Origin of the sequence: Bacillus sp. FSL E2-8868 (assembly GCF_038005505.1) — a bacterium.
Classification (GTDB): domain Bacteria; phylum Bacillota; class Bacilli; order Bacillales; family Bacillaceae_G; genus Bacillus_A; species Bacillus_A mycoides.
The window spans coordinates 36,381-52,064 of the sequence record NZ_JBBOTI010000005.1 but is presented as its reverse complement, the minus strand read 5'-3'; the positions used below and the strand labels follow the sequence as shown (position 1 = coordinate 52,064).

The 15,684-nt window shown below is 35.0% G+C and carries 15 protein-coding genes; 10 read left to right on the top strand and 5 right to left on the bottom strand.

What is annotated here, in order from left to right; translation table 11 throughout:
- Nucleotides 1-56: 56 nt before the first annotated feature.
- The 4 genes from pdaA (at nucleotide 57) to truA (ending at nucleotide 3,973) form a co-directional block, all read left to right on the top strand.
- On the top strand, nucleotides 57-839 hold the full coding sequence (gene pdaA / locus NSS74_RS27065; protein WP_002029593.1) for a delta-lactam-biosynthetic de-N-acetylase: 783 nt from the start codon (nucleotides 57-59) through the stop codon (nucleotides 837-839).
- A gap of 59 nt (nucleotides 840-898) precedes the next feature.
- A complete protein-coding gene (locus tag NSS74_RS27060) occupies nucleotides 899-1,762 on the top strand; it encodes a DNA-3-methyladenine glycosylase family protein (RefSeq protein ID WP_002140272.1) in 864 nt (287 codons plus the stop codon).
- A 10-nt stretch (nucleotides 1,763-1,772) separates the two neighbouring features.
- Nucleotides 1,773-3,152 (top strand): 23S rRNA (uracil(1939)-C(5))-methyltransferase RlmD, encoded by a 1,380-nt coding sequence (rlmD, locus tag NSS74_RS27055; protein WP_002029595.1) that lies wholly within the window; start codon nucleotides 1,773-1,775, stop codon nucleotides 3,150-3,152.
- Nucleotides 3,153-3,235: 83 nt separating this feature from the next.
- A complete protein-coding gene (gene truA, locus NSS74_RS27050; RefSeq protein WP_002125027.1) occupies nucleotides 3,236-3,973 on the top strand; it encodes a tRNA pseudouridine(38-40) synthase TruA in 738 nt (245 codons plus the stop codon).
- Nucleotides 3,974-4,024: 51 nt separating this feature from the next.
- Here truA and NSS74_RS27045 read toward each other — a convergent pair whose 3' ends face one another.
- Together NSS74_RS27045 and NSS74_RS27040 are read right to left on the bottom strand one after the other, a co-directional pair.
- Nucleotides 4,025-4,222, bottom strand: coding sequence for a hypothetical protein (locus NSS74_RS27045; RefSeq protein WP_002140273.1), 198 nt, complete (start codon nucleotides 4,220-4,222; stop codon nucleotides 4,025-4,027).
- Nucleotides 4,223-4,303: 81 nt separating this feature from the next.
- Nucleotides 4,304-5,707, bottom strand: coding sequence for a sigma-54 interaction domain-containing protein (locus NSS74_RS27040; protein ID WP_002140274.1), 1,404 nt, complete (start codon nucleotides 5,705-5,707; stop codon nucleotides 4,304-4,306).
- Between the two features lie 301 nt (nucleotides 5,708-6,008).
- On the opposite strand from NSS74_RS27040, the gene NSS74_RS27035 reads away from it, so the two are divergent.
- The 3 genes from NSS74_RS27035 (at nucleotide 6,009) to NSS74_RS27025 (ending at nucleotide 9,160) form a co-directional block, all read left to right on the top strand.
- Complete coding sequence (locus tag NSS74_RS27035; protein ID WP_002010281.1) at nucleotides 6,009-6,263, top strand: biotin/lipoyl-containing protein; 255 nt, start codon at nucleotides 6,009-6,011, stop codon at nucleotides 6,261-6,263.
- A 105-nt stretch (nucleotides 6,264-6,368) separates the two neighbouring features.
- Nucleotides 6,369-7,790: an amino acid permease gene (locus NSS74_RS27030; RefSeq protein WP_033708760.1), complete on the top strand. Its 1,422-nt coding sequence runs from the start codon at nucleotides 6,369-6,371 to the stop codon at nucleotides 7,788-7,790.
- A gap of 47 nt (nucleotides 7,791-7,837) precedes the next feature.
- A complete protein-coding gene (locus tag NSS74_RS27025; RefSeq protein ID WP_080019742.1) occupies nucleotides 7,838-9,160 on the top strand; it encodes an acetylornithine deacetylase in 1,323 nt (440 codons plus the stop codon).
- A 97-nt stretch (nucleotides 9,161-9,257) separates the two neighbouring features.
- On the opposite strand, the gene NSS74_RS27020 is transcribed toward NSS74_RS27025, so the two are convergent.
- A complete protein-coding gene (locus tag NSS74_RS27020) occupies nucleotides 9,258-9,911 on the bottom strand; it encodes a helix-turn-helix domain-containing protein (protein ID WP_002029602.1) in 654 nt (217 codons plus the stop codon).
- A gap of 137 nt (nucleotides 9,912-10,048) precedes the next feature.
- Between NSS74_RS27020 and ytaF the strand changes: the two genes are divergently transcribed.
- A complete protein-coding gene (gene ytaF, locus NSS74_RS27015; RefSeq protein ID WP_002029603.1) occupies nucleotides 10,049-10,660 on the top strand; it encodes a sporulation membrane protein YtaF in 612 nt (203 codons plus the stop codon).
- A gap of 162 nt (nucleotides 10,661-10,822) precedes the next feature.
- Here ytaF and NSS74_RS27010 read toward each other — a convergent pair whose 3' ends face one another.
- Entirely contained in the window at nucleotides 10,823-11,167 is a 345-nt protein-coding gene (locus NSS74_RS27010; RefSeq protein ID WP_002125038.1) for a DUF3969 family protein, read from the bottom strand.
- Nucleotides 11,168-11,342: 175 nt separating this feature from the next.
- Nucleotides 11,343-12,272 carry a glutaminase A gene (glsA, locus tag NSS74_RS27005; RefSeq protein WP_002029606.1) on the bottom strand — a complete coding sequence of 310 codons (930 nt, stop codon included), beginning with the start codon at nucleotides 12,270-12,272 and terminating at the stop codon, nucleotides 11,343-11,345.
- Between the two features lie 324 nt (nucleotides 12,273-12,596).
- On the opposite strand from glsA, the gene nagE reads away from it, so the two are divergent.
- Nucleotides 12,597-14,090 (top strand): N-acetylglucosamine-specific PTS transporter subunit IIBC, encoded by a 1,494-nt coding sequence (gene nagE / locus NSS74_RS26995; RefSeq protein WP_002029607.1) that lies wholly within the window; start codon nucleotides 12,597-12,599, stop codon nucleotides 14,088-14,090.
- Between the two features lie 264 nt (nucleotides 14,091-14,354).
- Entirely contained in the window at nucleotides 14,355-15,605 is a 1,251-nt protein-coding gene (locus NSS74_RS26990; protein WP_002140279.1) for a serine hydrolase domain-containing protein, read from the top strand.
- Nucleotides 15,606-15,684: the final 79 nt, after the last annotated feature.

The following is a 15,684-nucleotide window of genomic DNA, read 5'->3' as shown; positions in this document are numbered from 1 at the left end:
AGAAAGCAGGGAAACAGAAACTACAGGTACGATTATATATGGAAAGGAGACTATTTATGAAATATAAATGGTTATATATAGGTCTCATTTTTTCAATTATGATGGCACTTGTTCCAGTTTCAACATTTGCTTATACGAATACACCACATAACTGGGGAATCCCACGTCCTAAAAATGAAACGGTGCCAGATGCAGGGAAACTATATACAGAATTACTACAAAAAAATGGTGGGTTTTATTTAGGAGATACGAAGAAAAAAGATATTTATTTAACATTTGATAATGGATACGAAAATGGATATACAGGAAAGATTTTAGATGTACTGAAGGAGAAAAAAGTACCAGCAACTTTCTTTGTGACGGGACATTATATAAAAACACAAAAAGATTTATTATTAAGAATGAAAAATGAAGGACATATTATTGGTAATCATTCTTGGAGTCATCCAGATTTTACAACAGTAAATGATGCAAAACTTCGTGAAGAATTAACGAGCGTAACGGAAGAGATTAAAAAAGTTACTGGGCAAAAAGAAGTGAAATATGTACGCCCTCCGCGAGGCGTGTTTAGTGAAAGAACGCTAGCGCTTACGAAAGACATGGGATATTATAACGTGTTTTGGTCGCTTGCATTTCTTGATTGGAAAGTAGATCAGCAAAGAGGATGGCAATACGCTCATAATAATGTAATGACTATGATTCATCCAGGATCTGTTTTGTTACTTCATGCAATATCAAAAGATAATGCAGAAGCACTTGCGAAAATCATTGATGATTTGCGCGAGAAAGGGTATCATTTTAAAAGCCTAGATGATTTAGTAAAAAGCAATCAACCGTAAGCATGTATGCTTGCGGTTTTCTCATGCTATAATGATGTGTAAAAAGGATGGGGAAACGTATGTGGAGCGAACATGTTACGTTAGAATATCCGTACCATTTTGAGGAAGTACTAAAGCGTTTATCTTTCGACCCGTTAAACGTTATTCAATTAGACGAGAAAGTAATTTATGTCCCGGTTTTTATAGACGAAGAACAGATTGTTGTTCGTTTGCAAGGGATTGGTACTGTTCAAAATCCACAGTTTTGGATCTCTAGTCAGGCAGGAGATCAAGAGAAAGTAATGAAACGAATGAGATCCATTTTTCACTGGAATGAACCGTTTCAAAATATACAAAATCATTTTTTAAACACATCATTACGTCCACTATTTGAAACATATGCTTATACTCCAATTATTTTAGAATTTGATTATTTCGCTTGTCTTCTTCGCTGTATTATTCATCAACAAATAAATTTGAAATTTGCTACTGTGCTAACAGATCAATTTGTAAAACGATATGGGACAGAGAAGAACGGCGTTTTCTTTTTCCCAACACCAGAAAGAGTAGCAAACATTTCAATAGAAGAATTGAGAGAGCAGAAGTTTAGTCAGCGAAAAGCCGAATATATAGTAGGATTAGCAAAACATATTGTAGGCGGTAAATTAGATTTAGCAAGGATACAAAACGAAACAGAAGAAGAAGTATCGGCACAATTGTTACCAATAAGGGGTATTGGAGCATGGACAGTGCAAAACTTTTTAATGTTTGGGCTTGGTCGGAAAAATATGTTTCCAAAAGCAGACATTGGAATTCAGCGCGCAGTGCAAGGTGTATTTCAATTAGATAATAAGCCTGATGATGCATTTTTAGAAAAAGTGAAACAAGAGTGTGAACCATATTGCAGTTATGCAGCGTTATATTTATGGAAAAGTATAGAGTAGAGGTGTAATAATGATACAAAAGCAACAAGAGAGTAAGTTGGAAGTTGGTCAAACGTTTCCTGTGACAATTAAACGTCTTGGGATTAACGGAGAAGGCGTTGGTTATTTTAAGAGACAAGTTGTTTTCATTCCAGGGGCATTACCAGGAGAAGAAGTTGTTGCTGAAGCAACGAAAATTCAGCGTGGCTTCGCTGAAGCGAAAGTGAAAAAAGTTCGTAAATCCTCACCACATCGTGTGAAAGCACCATGTTCAGTATATGAGGAGTGTGGTGGCTGTCAATTGCAGCATTTAGATTATAAAGAACAATTAAATCAAAAGCGTGATATCGTTGTACAAGCATTTGAGAAGTACATGAATAACAGTCTGGAAGAGAAAATTCGTCCGACGCTTGGTATGGAAAATCCATGGCATTATCGTAATAAAAGTCAATTGCAAGTGGGGCGTAAAGACGAAAAGGTTATTACAGGGTTATATAAGCAAAACTCACATCAGTTAATTGATATTTCTCATTGCATGATTCAGCATAAAGCAACGAATGAAGCGACAAAAGTTGTAAGACGTATATTAGAAAAATTAAATGTTTCTATTTACAATGAGAAAAAACAAAAAGGTTTAGTACGCACAATTGTGACACGTACTGCAGTTCAAACAGGGGAAGTGCAAGTCACACTTATTACAACAAAAGAAGAATTACCAAATAAAGATCAATTTATCGCAGAAGTGCAAAAACAAATGCCAAGTGTTAAATCAATTATGCAAAACGTAAACTGGCGTAAAACATCTGTTATTTTCGGTGATAAAACATTTAAATTAGCTGGAAAAGAAGTAATTCAAGAAACACTAGGTGATTTATCATTTGAATTATCAGCACGCGCATTCTTCCAATTAAATCCAGAACAAACAGTTGTTTTATACGATGAAGCGAAAAAAGCAGCTGCTTTAACAGGAAACGAGAAGATTGTGGATGCGTATTGTGGTGTCGGTACGATTGGACTTTGGCTTGCGAATGATGCAGCGGAAGTACGTGGTATGGATGTAATTCCAGAAGCGATTGAAGATGCAAAGAAAAATGCAAAACGCCACGGATTCACAAATGCAAAGTATGAAGCTGGTAAAGCGGAACAATGGTTACCAAAGTGGGTAAAAGAAGGCTGGCGTCCAGATGTCATTGTTGTCGACCCACCGCGTACAGGTTGTGATGATAAATTACTTGAAACGATTTTAAAAGTGAAACCGAAACAAGTTGTTTACGTGTCTTGTAACCCGTCCTCATTAGCACGTGATGTGGAAACATTAATGGAGAGCTATGAAGTGGAGTATGTACAACCAGTTGATATGTTCCCGCATACTGCGCATGTAGAAAATGTAGTGAAACTTGTTAGAAAGTAACATTCAATAAGGATATGTCCCTCACAAAGCAGGAGCTATGTGAGGGTATATTTTATTTAGCGAATGGAAGTAAGGAGAATATAATGAACAATTATAAATTGACGATTCAATATGATGGTGCGCGTTATAAAGGGTGGCAACGTCTTGGTAATAATGACAATACGATTCAGGGGAAAATCGAAAGTATAATATCTGAAATGGTCGGAAAAGAAATTGAAATTATCGGCTGTAGTAGAACGGATGCTGGTGTACACGCTTTGAATCAAGTAGCTAACTTTCAAAGTGATGAGAAGTTAGTAGAACATAAAGTAAAAAAGTATTTAAATCAATATTTACCAAATGATATTAGTATTACGAGTGTAGAAGAAGTACCAGATCGTTTCCATGCTCGTTACAATTCTAAAGCAAAAACATATCTTTATAAAATTTGGAATGAAGAGCATACGAACCCATTTATGCGTAAATACAGCATGCACGTGAATAAACAATTAAATGTGAAAAGCATGAAAGAAGCTGCGAAACATTTAGTTGGTTCACATGACTTCACTGCCTTTTCAAATGCAAAGTCTAAGAAAAAATCTATGGTTCGAGAAGTGTATACACTTGATGTTTCCGAAGAATCAGGATTTGTACAAATTAGAGTAAGTGGTAACGGATTCCTTCATAACATGGTGCGGAAAATTGTTGGAGCATTAATTGAAGTTGGATTAGGGCAATTAGAGGCGGACGCAATTCCAAACATTTTAGAGGAAAAACAACGTAATCAAATTAATTGTCTTGCTGAGGCGAGTGGATTGTATTTGGAGAATGTTGAATTTTAATAATAAGTAAAAAATCGAGCTGATAAGGCTCGATTTTTTTGCACTCTGAAATTAAGAAGATTTCTCTTTCTTCATACGTAGCTTCAAATTCCAAAAAGCAGCAAGCATAATAGCTGCAAAGGAGCCGCTAATTGTGCCTAAGAGCTTTGCATGAGGAAAGCTGCTCATATCAATGAATAGCATTATACATAGAATGGTAGGGAAAAGACCTAAGTAGTGTAATAACTTCAACTTCTTATCATTACTCATATACATTGCCCCTTTCTAGCATATTATACGTTTATTATAACATATTTTACCAGTTTCTTTACACTTGGAGAAAGATTCATTTCATATGTGCAAGTGCAATTTTTTAATTCGATATTGTAAGTTTTGTCTACTCAATCCTAAAAATTTTGCGGCTTGTGAGATATTACCTTTATTTTCTTTAAGAATTTGATGGATATATTTCTTTTCCATTTCTTCGATTATACGTTTTAAAGTTTGTGGCGTATCAGTATTGTGACTAGTTAGCAGAGTCTGCATATTCAGTTCCTTTTTTGCTAGTTCGCGAAAGTGCGTTGGCATATGGAACGCTGTAATGATATCTTCATCTTCTATTAAGTTCATGGACCCTTCAATTATATGTTCTAGTTCTCTCACATTACCAGGCCAATCGTATTTATAGAAGAAGTTATTTACGTTTAAATCTACATCTTTTACGCTAAGATCAAATTGGATATTGTATTTTTCAATAAAGTGTTGAACAAGATATGCAATATCTTCTTTTCGTTCCCGTAAAGGTGGAAGACATAAAGTAACAACGCTTAATCGGTAATATAAGTCTTGTCTTAATCGATTGTGTGCTATGGCTTCAAGAGGATCTTCATTAATAGTTGCTATAATACGAACATCAATTTCTTTTTCTTGTGTGCCTCCGATTCTTCGTATTGTTTTTTCTTGTATAGCCCGCAGCAATTTAGCTTGAAGTGCTGGGCTTAATGAGTTGATTTCATCTAATAACAAAGTTCCCCCATTTGCCTCTTCAAATAAACCAGGTTTATCTATTGCCCCTGTAAAAGCACCTCGATTTGTACCAAATAGTAAACTTTCCATTAAGGTTTCTGGTATAGCGGCACAGTTTTGCGAAATAAATGGTTTTGTTGAACGCTGGCTTTCATTATGGATGCTTTGCGCAAATAGCTCTTTACCGGTCCCAGTTTCCCCGATTATAAGTATGGAGGATGGCGTACGTATTACTCTCTTTGCTTCTGTAATGACCGATTGAATAGCTCTAGAATCACCAATTATGTGATCAAAGGTAAACTTAGTATTTTGTTTTCGAGAAAGGTTCGTTTTCATTGTTTGTTTTAAATGACTAATCTCTTTTGAAATTTCAATAGCGCCTTTAATTTTTCCATTTTCTATTATAGGAAAAGTATCGTTAATCGTCGTAATCTCTTGTCCTTTATTGTTAAAATACGTTTGTTTTATATTTTTGTTTGTTTTTCCAAGTTTTAAAGCCTCTATAAGAGTACTATTTTTATTTTCTTCAAATGCAAATACTTCTAAAGGATTTTTATCTAGCACATCTAAGCGATCCATTGATTCAATTTCCATCATTTTACGGTTATAGATAATCGTTTTACTTTCCTCATTAATAATATGGATCCCAATATCTAGTTCATTGAGTAAAGTTTCGTATAGCACATTCATTTCAATAATCTTTTTAAAATTGATTTCTTCTGTATGCATGTATTATCTTCTCCTCGTTATACCCTATGAAGACTGACTTTTTATAATTTTATTAAAATTCTTATAAAATCGCAAAATTTTTTTGCTATTTTCTCTTAAAAATTTTCAAATGATAGAAAATTTTTGCGGTTATGCAGATTTTTTTCGTAAGAAATCCTAATTTTACATAGGTATTGAGGTTGGTACGTATTTTGCATGAATAGTAGTTAAGATCTCTAAATTTAAAGAGTAGGGGGATTATGAATCTTTATAGTGTATGCAACGTTTCAGTTTCAATTAATAAGAGGGAGGAATTTATAAAGTGAAGACGGTTATAGAAGGCGTGTATAGTCCTTGTTACGGGAAAGTAGAGAAATTATTTGTTACTGAAAGTTCTTACGTATATGAGTGGGAAAAATTAGCGTTAATTGAAACAATAGATAAGCAGCAGGTGGAAATTAAAGTGGGAATCAGTGGTTATATCGAATCATTAGAAGTGGTAGAAGGACAAGCTATCGCTGATCAAAAACTATTAATAACAGTGAGGGATGACCTTTTAATAACAGGTAGTGATTAATAGTAGTAATATGTATTTTGCTCTTTTAAATAATTATTTTTACTATGAAGAATTTTAAAAACGCTTACATTAAATGGGTTTGCAAAGTGAAAAGGGGGGATTTATATGATGGATCAAAACCAGGGATTAAAAAGAGAATTGAAAAGTCGGCACATATTTATGATTGCACTCGGAGGGGTTATTGGTACTGGGCTTTTTTTAGGATCCAGTTATACAATTCATGAAGCTGGACCTGGAGGAGCGATTGTAGCGTATCTTGTCGGTGGATTTGTTATGTATTTAACGATGCTCTGTCTTGGAGAGTTAGCGGTTGCGATGCCTGATGCAGGATCGTATCAAACATATGCTACAAAACATATTTCACCTGCAGCGGGTTATGTAGTGGGATGGATGTCATGGCTAAACTGGACGGCTACGATAGGCATTGAATTAATTGCAGTTAGTATATTAATGAAACGTTGGTTTCCAGATGTATCATCATGGATTTGGTGCGTAGTGTTTGCCGTATTGCTCTTTGTTATTAATGCGTTATCTTCAAGAAGTTTTGCGGAGGTTGAATTCTGGTTTGCAAGTATTAAAGTAATTACAATTATTGCATTTATCATTTTGGGCGGGGCAGCAATGTTTGGTTTTCTAGATATGAAAGGAAATGAACCAGCGCCGATGTTTTCTAGCTTTACTGATTATGGTGGATTGTTCCCAAATGGATTATCAGCCATTTTAATTACGATGATTGCAGTTAATTTTTCCTTCCAAGGAACAGAACTAGTTGGTATTGCAGCTGGTGAGAGTGAAAATCCAGAGAAAACTATCCCGAAGGCAATTAATAATACAGTTTGGCGCATACTTATTTTCTTTGTACTATCTATTTTTATTCTTGCGGGACTATTTCCTTGGCAGCAAGCAGGCGTGATAGAAAGTCCATTCGTAGTTGTATTTGATAAAATTGGTATTCCTTATGCGGCTGATATTATAAATTTTGTTATTATTACAGCTGTACTATCAGTTGCGAATTCAGGATTATATGCAACTTCCCGTATGCTATGGTCTATGTCTAATCAAGGAATGATTAGCCCGATTTTTGGTAAGTTATCTAAAAACGGTGTTCCTATTTATGCATTGATTGTAAGTACGTTTGTAGGGTGTCTCTCATTACTATCAGGTATTTATGCGGAAGATACAGTTTATTTATGGCTTCTTTCAATTGCAGGGTTCGGAGCAATATTAGTTTGGGCATCTATTGCTCTTTCAAATTTATTGGCTAGAAGGACATATTTGAAGCAAGGCGGGGATATTAAGGACTTAAAATTTAAAACACCACTGTATCCATTTGTTCCAATTCTTGCTTTAGTATTAAATTTAACAGTAATTGTAGCTATGGCTTTTATTCCAGAACAAAGAATGGCATTATATTGTGGTATTCCATTTATGATTGTTTGTTTACTGTTTTATCGTGCTACTAGAAATAAGAGAAGTAAAGTAGAACATATTGAAAAGACAAATACAACCGAATTAGAAAGTTTATAATAGTGATTAATTTGGAGACTGTAAGATTGTAAACAGTCTCTTTTTTTGTGAAAATAAATTTGGAAACATACTACGTATGCAAAGGGGAATTAGCAATGAATCAAGAAGTTTCACAGCTATTAGAACAGATTGATTTACGAAAAGAGGAGCTACTAGAACTTACAAAAACTTTAATTCGTTTTGAAACACCAGCACCACCAGCAAGAAATACAAATGAGGCGCAAGAATTTGTTGCGGAGTTTCTAAAAAAACGAAATTTTAGTATTGATAAGTGGGATGTATATCCAAATGATCCGAATGTTGTTGGAGTGAAAAAGGGGACAGCAAGTGAGTCACATAAAAGTCTCATTATTAATGGACATATAGATGTTGCAGAAGTATCAAAGGACGAACCGTGGGAAACAAAGCCGTTTGAGCCGTTTATAAAAGATGGTTGGTTAGTTGGGAGAGGCGCGGCAGATATGAAAGGTGGACTAGCTGGAGCCTTATTTGCTATTCAGCTTTTAGAAGAAGTGGGGATTGAATTACCTGGAGATTTAATTTTTCAATCGGTAATTGGCGAAGAAGTAGGAGAAGCAGGGACACTTCAATGTTGTAAGCGTGGTTATGATGCTGATTTTGCAGTAGTAGTTGATACAAGTAATTTACATATGCAAGGGCAGGGCGGCGTAATTACTGGATGGATTACAGTGAAAAGCCCGCAAACGTTTCATGATGCAACACGTAGACAAATGATCCATGCTGGAGGACGTCTATTTGGAGCGAGTGCGATTGAGAAAATGATGAAGATTGTCCAAAGCTTACAAGAATTAGAGCGTCATTGGGCAGTCATGAAAACATATGAAGGCTATCCATCTGGAACAACAACAATTAATCCAGCTGTTATTGAAGGAGGACGTCATGCGGCATTTATTGCGGATGAGTGCCGATTGTGGATAACCGTACATTTTTATCCAAATGAAACGCATGAACAAATAATAGAAGAAATAGAAGAGTATTTAGGAAAAGTGGCAGCAGCAGATCCATGGTTAAGAGAGAACCCACCACAATTTAAGTGGGGCGGAGAATCAATGATTGTGGATCGTGGCGAAATTTTTCCTTCTTTAGAAGTAGATAGCGAACATGTTGCTGTCAAAACGCTAAGTTCAGTACATGAATCTATTTTATCTAAAAATGCAATTTTAGATATGTCAGCAACGGTAACTGATGGCGGATGGTTTAGTGAGTTTAACATTCCAGCTGTTATTTACGGACCAGGTACATTAGAAGAAGCTCATTCAATAAATGAGAAAGTTGAAGTTGAGCAGTTAATTGAATTTACAAAAGTAATAACAGCGTTCATATATGAATGGTGTCATACAAAAAAATAGATTAGTATATTGAAATTGTACAGGTATGTACTTGTACGCTTTTTTAGTGAACTATTTCAGAGTTGAACATAAACAACTGAAATAGTTCTTTATTTTTCTATGTTTTTCGTTTTATTTCAATTAATTTCTCTTTAGCTAATTCAACGGCAATCGCATCATCTAAATAGCCGATTGGAAAAAGATAATCGGGGATAATGTCTGTTGATAAAATGAAATATAGTAAGGCACCCCCAATAATTGCACGCTCTTCGGTTGAAATGGTTTCTGTACAAAATTGTTGGTACATATTTGTTAATTGCTCAATGAAAGGACCAGCACTATCAATTTGTTCTATTTTACTTTTGAAACTCTCGTGAATACGTTTTTCGCCTTCAGTAGTTTGAGCATAGCGCTCGTAATTTTCAAGTTCTTGTTTTACACGAGTTGTTGTGTATTCGAAGTCGAATAGGTTAGAGGATTGTAATGTTTGTTGAATTGTATCGAGAGATGTGTACATATCTGCTTTTTCCTTATTTATGTGTGGAGAGTTAGGGTACATTTCATCAAGTAATAATTGCGGTGGAACTTGTAGACAGTTTGCGAATTTTTGTAAATGGTTTTGCTTCGGTTGTTGTTTGCCATTAATTATTCTTGAAATTGTTGCAGGATCAATATTTGTAAGTGTTCCTAGTTGGCGCATAGATAGAGCGCGCTCCTTTAACAGTTTCTTTATTAATTTACCGAGCCGCTCATTTGGATTTCCATTGGGCATAATGTAGGCACTCCTTTTCTATTGTCTATCGTTGAAAAAATGTTGAGCATTTATTACAAGTATATGAAACAGACAGGCACAGTTGCTCAACATTTTCATAATATGCAACGAAAAGTGAGAAAAGGGGTGACTGTACGATGAGTACGGCAGGTTTATTTTCAATTTTTTTAATCGGGATTGCGTCTAATTTAGATAATGCAGGTGTTGGGATTGCATATGGCATTCGTAAAATTCGAATTTCGTGGCTTAACAATTTTATCATCGCATTTTTTGGATTTTTATTTACTTTACTAGCTGGATTTTTTGGGAATTGGATCGCATTATTTATTTCAGAGTTCACAGCAAACATTATTGGAGCAGTCGTTTTAGGAATAATCGGGGTGTTTATTTTATGTCAGCCTTTCTTGAGTCAAAAAGATACCGTAGAATCTAAAGATAGTAGTGTACTTATGGGGGTTTTACGTAATCCAGAAAAAGCAGATTTTGATGGTTCTAAAACAATTAGTTTTTCTGAAGCAATTGTTTTAGGAGTTGCATTGTCCATAAACAATATTGCAGGTGGATTTGATGCTGGAGTAACAAATTTAAATCTTTGGCTTACGGCATGTATTTCTGGAGTTTTTAGTTTTATTTGTATTAGTGGTTTTACGTATGTTGGTAAAAGATTTTTAGCTGAATACTTAGGGAAATGGGCAACTATAATTGCAGGTGTGTTATTAATTCTTATTGGAATTGATCAATTGTTGTAAGAAGGATAGGGAAAACAGTATTCGAGTATTTCCTTGGAAATACACTGAAAAATTGCATATATCGACGTGAAATCTTTTCACGGTAATGAAAGATTGTAAGTATTATACAAATTTTTGGTGTAAAAAGGTTTAAAAAAGTAAAAGCACCTGTATAGGTGCTTTTTAGCGTATATCTTCAATTAGTTGTGCACATTCTTCATCATGCATACTGTACTCACTTAAAACTTGAATACAAAGCCATTTCAGTTCTTCAATACTATGCTCAAGTTCTTCGGGAAGTACATGGTAAATGTCTTCAAGTCCCATTCCGAAATGAATAAGTTCTAATACTTGATCATCGATGTTCCGATCCATTAATAGTTCAAGCACTTCTAAATTGAATATGTATCGGTGAGATTCATCGAGTGAAACAACTTTTAGTTTCAAACTTTCTACAATACTCAATATAAAAAGAAGAATTGTTTTTTCGAGAACAGGTTGTTTCTCCATTTGAAATATGAGTTTCATCTTTTACACCTCCACATACAGCGCTAGGTTGTACTATATTATTCAGGAGGGGGGAGCAAATATGCATAATAAAGAGAACTTTTATTACTGTTTTTTTGAATTGTGTTGATGCCTAGTAGAACGGATTTTTTGTGAAATAAAAAAATCCTGCCAATATAGCAGGATAACTTCTAAATTAAAACATACTCCAACCTTCTTGGGCAGAAAGTAATTCAAGAATTTTAAAACCAGCGATACTATTTCCGTTTGCATCTAAAGCTGGTCCGAAAATACCGATTCCCATTTCGCCTTTTACGCAGCCGAAAATGCCGCCCGCTACACCACTTTTTGCAGGGATTCCAACACGAATTGCAAATTCACCAGATTCATTATACATCCCGCAAGTAACCATAAATGTTTTACAAATTTTCGTAATATGTTTAGGGATGATCTGTTTCTTTTTATAAGGATCATATCCATCCATTGCAAAGATTAAACCAATACGTGCTAGGTCGATACAGTTAACCTCAATTGCACATTGACGCGTATATAAATCCATAAGTTCTTCAATATCGTTATCGATGATGCCATTTTGTTTCATATAGTAACAAAGAGAACGGTTTAAGTAAGCTGTTTCTAATTCAGAAGTGGCAACTTTAGAAGAATAACTAATAGTAGGATTGTCTGTTATATCACGCACAAATTGAAGAATGCGTTCCATCTTCTCCTCGTTATCATTACCAGCTAGCATACTTGTAATAGCTAATGCACCCGCATTAATCATTGGATTAAGAGGCTTGGAAGAACTTGTTGTTTCAAGCTTAATAATAGAATTAAATGGGTCACCAGTTGGTTCCATTCCAACTTTAGAAAATACATATTCTTCACCACGGTCTAAAAGGGCAAGAGCAAGTGTAATTACTTTAGAAATACTTTGAAGAGTAAATAGTGTTTGTGAGTTACCAGCATGGATATATTCTGTTTCTTTATGGAAAATGGCAATCCCTAGATCATTTGGATTTGCATTTCCTAGTTCGGGGATATAAGTAGCAAGTTTTCCTTTTTTCGTATATGGTTTTACTTGTTCTAACAACTGCTGTAAGTTGTTTGTTTCAATGCACTGCATAGTACCAACGCTCCTATTTCGAATTAGCTAAGTTTACTTTTCCCGATATGCTCGGAAATAAATAATAACATGAAAAAGTGGAATGATAAAACGAAAGTTGAATGTTCTATAGTGAGTCTTCAGTTTCGATTATTCCGTGTTATAAAAGGAAAATTTTCCTTTTATATAACAGTTTGGAAATAGGAGATTTATCCATAAAAAGTTCGGAAATAAAAACTACACATCTATACAACTATATGTTATTATGGTTATGTAAATAGAAAGCGTTTTCTAAAGCGTACTTATAATGATAACGATTTCATAAATTTGATAGGGGGAATTAAAATGTTGCAGTTTCTACAACGTATTGGTAAAGCGTTAATGCTTCCAATCGCCGTACTACCAGCAGCAGGATTATTGCTTCGTTTAGGACAAGAAGATGTATTTAATATTCCTGTTATGGCACAGGCCGGTGCAGCAATTTTTGATAATTTAGCACTTATTTTTGCAATTGGTGTTGCAATCGGTTTGTCTATTGATGGTAGTGGAGCAGCAGGACTTGCTGGGGCAATTGGATATCTTGTTTTACAAAATACAACGAACGCTCTAAGTAAGGCATATTCAGCAGCAGAGCTGAATGATAAATTAAAAAGTGTTCAGGATTTAGTCGGTTCAGCAGATCCAACTAAATTAGCAGATACAATGACAAAGGTTTCAAAAGCAGCGGCGTTAACGCCAAAAATAAATATGGCCATACTCGGTGGTATTATTGCTGGGGTTGTTGCTGGATTACTATACAACAAATTCCATAAGATTAAACTACCAGAATGGTTAGGATTCTTTGCTGGAAAACGTTTCGTACCAATCATTACTTCAATTGTAATGCTTCTTTTAGGATTAGTATTCGGTCAAATTTGGCCAACAATTCAAAGTGGTATTGATTCAGTAGCACACGGTATCGTAAACTTAGGTTCAGTTGGTGCTGGTTTATTCGGATTATTAAACCGTTTATTAATTCCAATCGGTTTACACCACGTAATGAATACATACTTCTGGTTTGTACTTGGTGACTTTACAAACGCAGCTGGTGATATCGTTCATGGTGATATTGCACGCTTCTTCGCAAAAGATCCATCAGCAGGTATGTTTATGACTGGTTTCTTCCCAATCATGATGTTCGGTTTACCGGCAGCATGTTTCGCAATGATTGCGGCTGCGAAACCAGAAAAACGTAAAATGGTTACAGGTATGTTAGGTGGTCTAGCATTAACTTCATTCTTAACTGGTATTACAGAACCAATTGAATTCTCATTCATGTTCTTATCTCCAGTACTATATGGTATTCATGCAGTATTAACAGGTCTTTCTTTATTCATTACAACAACACTTGGCATTCATGATGGTTTCTCATTTAGTGCCGGTGCAATCGATTACGTTTTAAACTTCGGTATTGCAACAAAACCAGTGTTACTAGCAGGAATCGGTTTAATTTACGCAGCAATTTACTTCGCAGTATTCTACTTCTTAATTAAGAAGTTCGACTTAAAAACTCCTGGTCGTGAAGATGACGATGAGTTAGCTGAAGAGGGTGATGCACCAGTTGCAGGTTCAATTGGTGAAACTTACGTAGCAGCTTTAGGCGGAAAAGAAAATTTAACAGTTATTGATAACTGTGCAACGCGTTTACGCTTACAAGTGAAAGATGCAGGTTTAGTAAATGAACCAGCATTAAAACGCGCAGGTGCAAAAGGCGTTATGAAATTAAGTAACACAAGTGTACAAGTTATCGTAGGTACAAATGTTGAATCTGTTGCCGATGATATGAAAAAACACGTATAAATAGTTAGATAAGAGGATATCCAAAAAGATTGATAACACCAGTCTTTTACAGGATATCCTCTTTTATTATGTTGAAATTTTAAAGGGAATCTTACTTTTGTAAATTTTCTTTTTCTTTTTTATACATATAGGTTGGTAATATGTTCAGCGCATGATAAAGTAGGGATGACATAGAATGGAATGTCTATAATCTACTGAAATGATTTGGAGAAAGTCTTGTGTAGATGAATTAAATTATCGGTAAATAAGGGGAAAAAGGTAATCATGGATCAGGAAAAAAATACTGTTAATGGGAAAGTACGTCGTCCGATTGTATACATAAAAAGAACAATCATTCTCGCCCTACTATTTTCACTTGTATATTTCATGTATACAAAAATTGTTGCGCATAATAAAAAAGAGGAAACTTTAAAAGCAGCAGCAGAAATGAAGAAGCAAGAAGAGATAAAAAAGATAGAAGAAGTGAAAAGGCAAGAAGCTGAAAAACAAAGAAAACAAAAAGAACAGGAAGAACAGATAAAACAGGCGCAAGTTATAGAGAAACCTGCTGAGGGACCGCCTCAAGAAATTAATGAAAACGCTCAATTGGATCAATATTTACAGAGCATGGGATTTAGTGGGACAGCTGTTATTGTGAAGAATGGGAAAGTTCTTGTGAATAAAGGATACGGCATGGCTAATAAAGAGAAGCAAGTGCCGAATAATTCAGAGACGACCTTTTATATTGGTTCTATTTCAAAAGCATTTGTGGCGACTGCTATTATGCAATTAAAAGATCAAAATAAGTTACAAGTAGAGGATACAGTTGCAAAGTATATTCCAGACTTTCCTCAAGGTAATAGCATTCAGTTAAAACATCTATTAACACATACATCAGGCATCCCGGAATATGAGCAGGGAAAAGAGGATATTTCTCATGAAGAACTGATAAAGCGGATAGGAAATCAAAAGCGTATCGGGAGTCCAGGAGAGAAATGGAAGTATTCCGATTCGAACTACTCTATACTTGCTTACATTGCTGAGAAGGTAAGTGGACAGTCGCTCGAAGAATATATAAAACAACATATTTTTGCGACTGCGGGTATGAAACATTCTGGTTTCGGTACAGCGTTGGAACAAACAAGATTCCCATCAACGGGTTATAAAATAGTGAATAACAATATGACAACACCTAATATTCCAAGCATGTCACAACTATATGGTTGTGGTGATATATATACGAGCGCGCATGATTTATATTTATTTAATGAAGCACTCTTTTCTGGAAAATTAATTTCAAAAGAGAGTTATAATCAAATGTTTACAGCCGTGAAAAAGGATTATGGATTTGGCTGGTATGTAGATCCAGGAAGCTATTCAAATCACGGTGTAATGCCAGGTTGGAATTGCTTAAATGGTTTTAGTAAAAATGGTAGTGTATATGTGGTTTTATTATCTAACATTCAAAATAACATTAAATCATTTGGTAAAGTGAATAACGACATTTATACGATGTTGCGGAATATTGAAGTGTAAGAGGCTATCCTTTTGGATAGTCTTTTTTGCATTGAGGAAATATATGTGCGGTGCGATAATGAAATAAATGGAAAAGGGG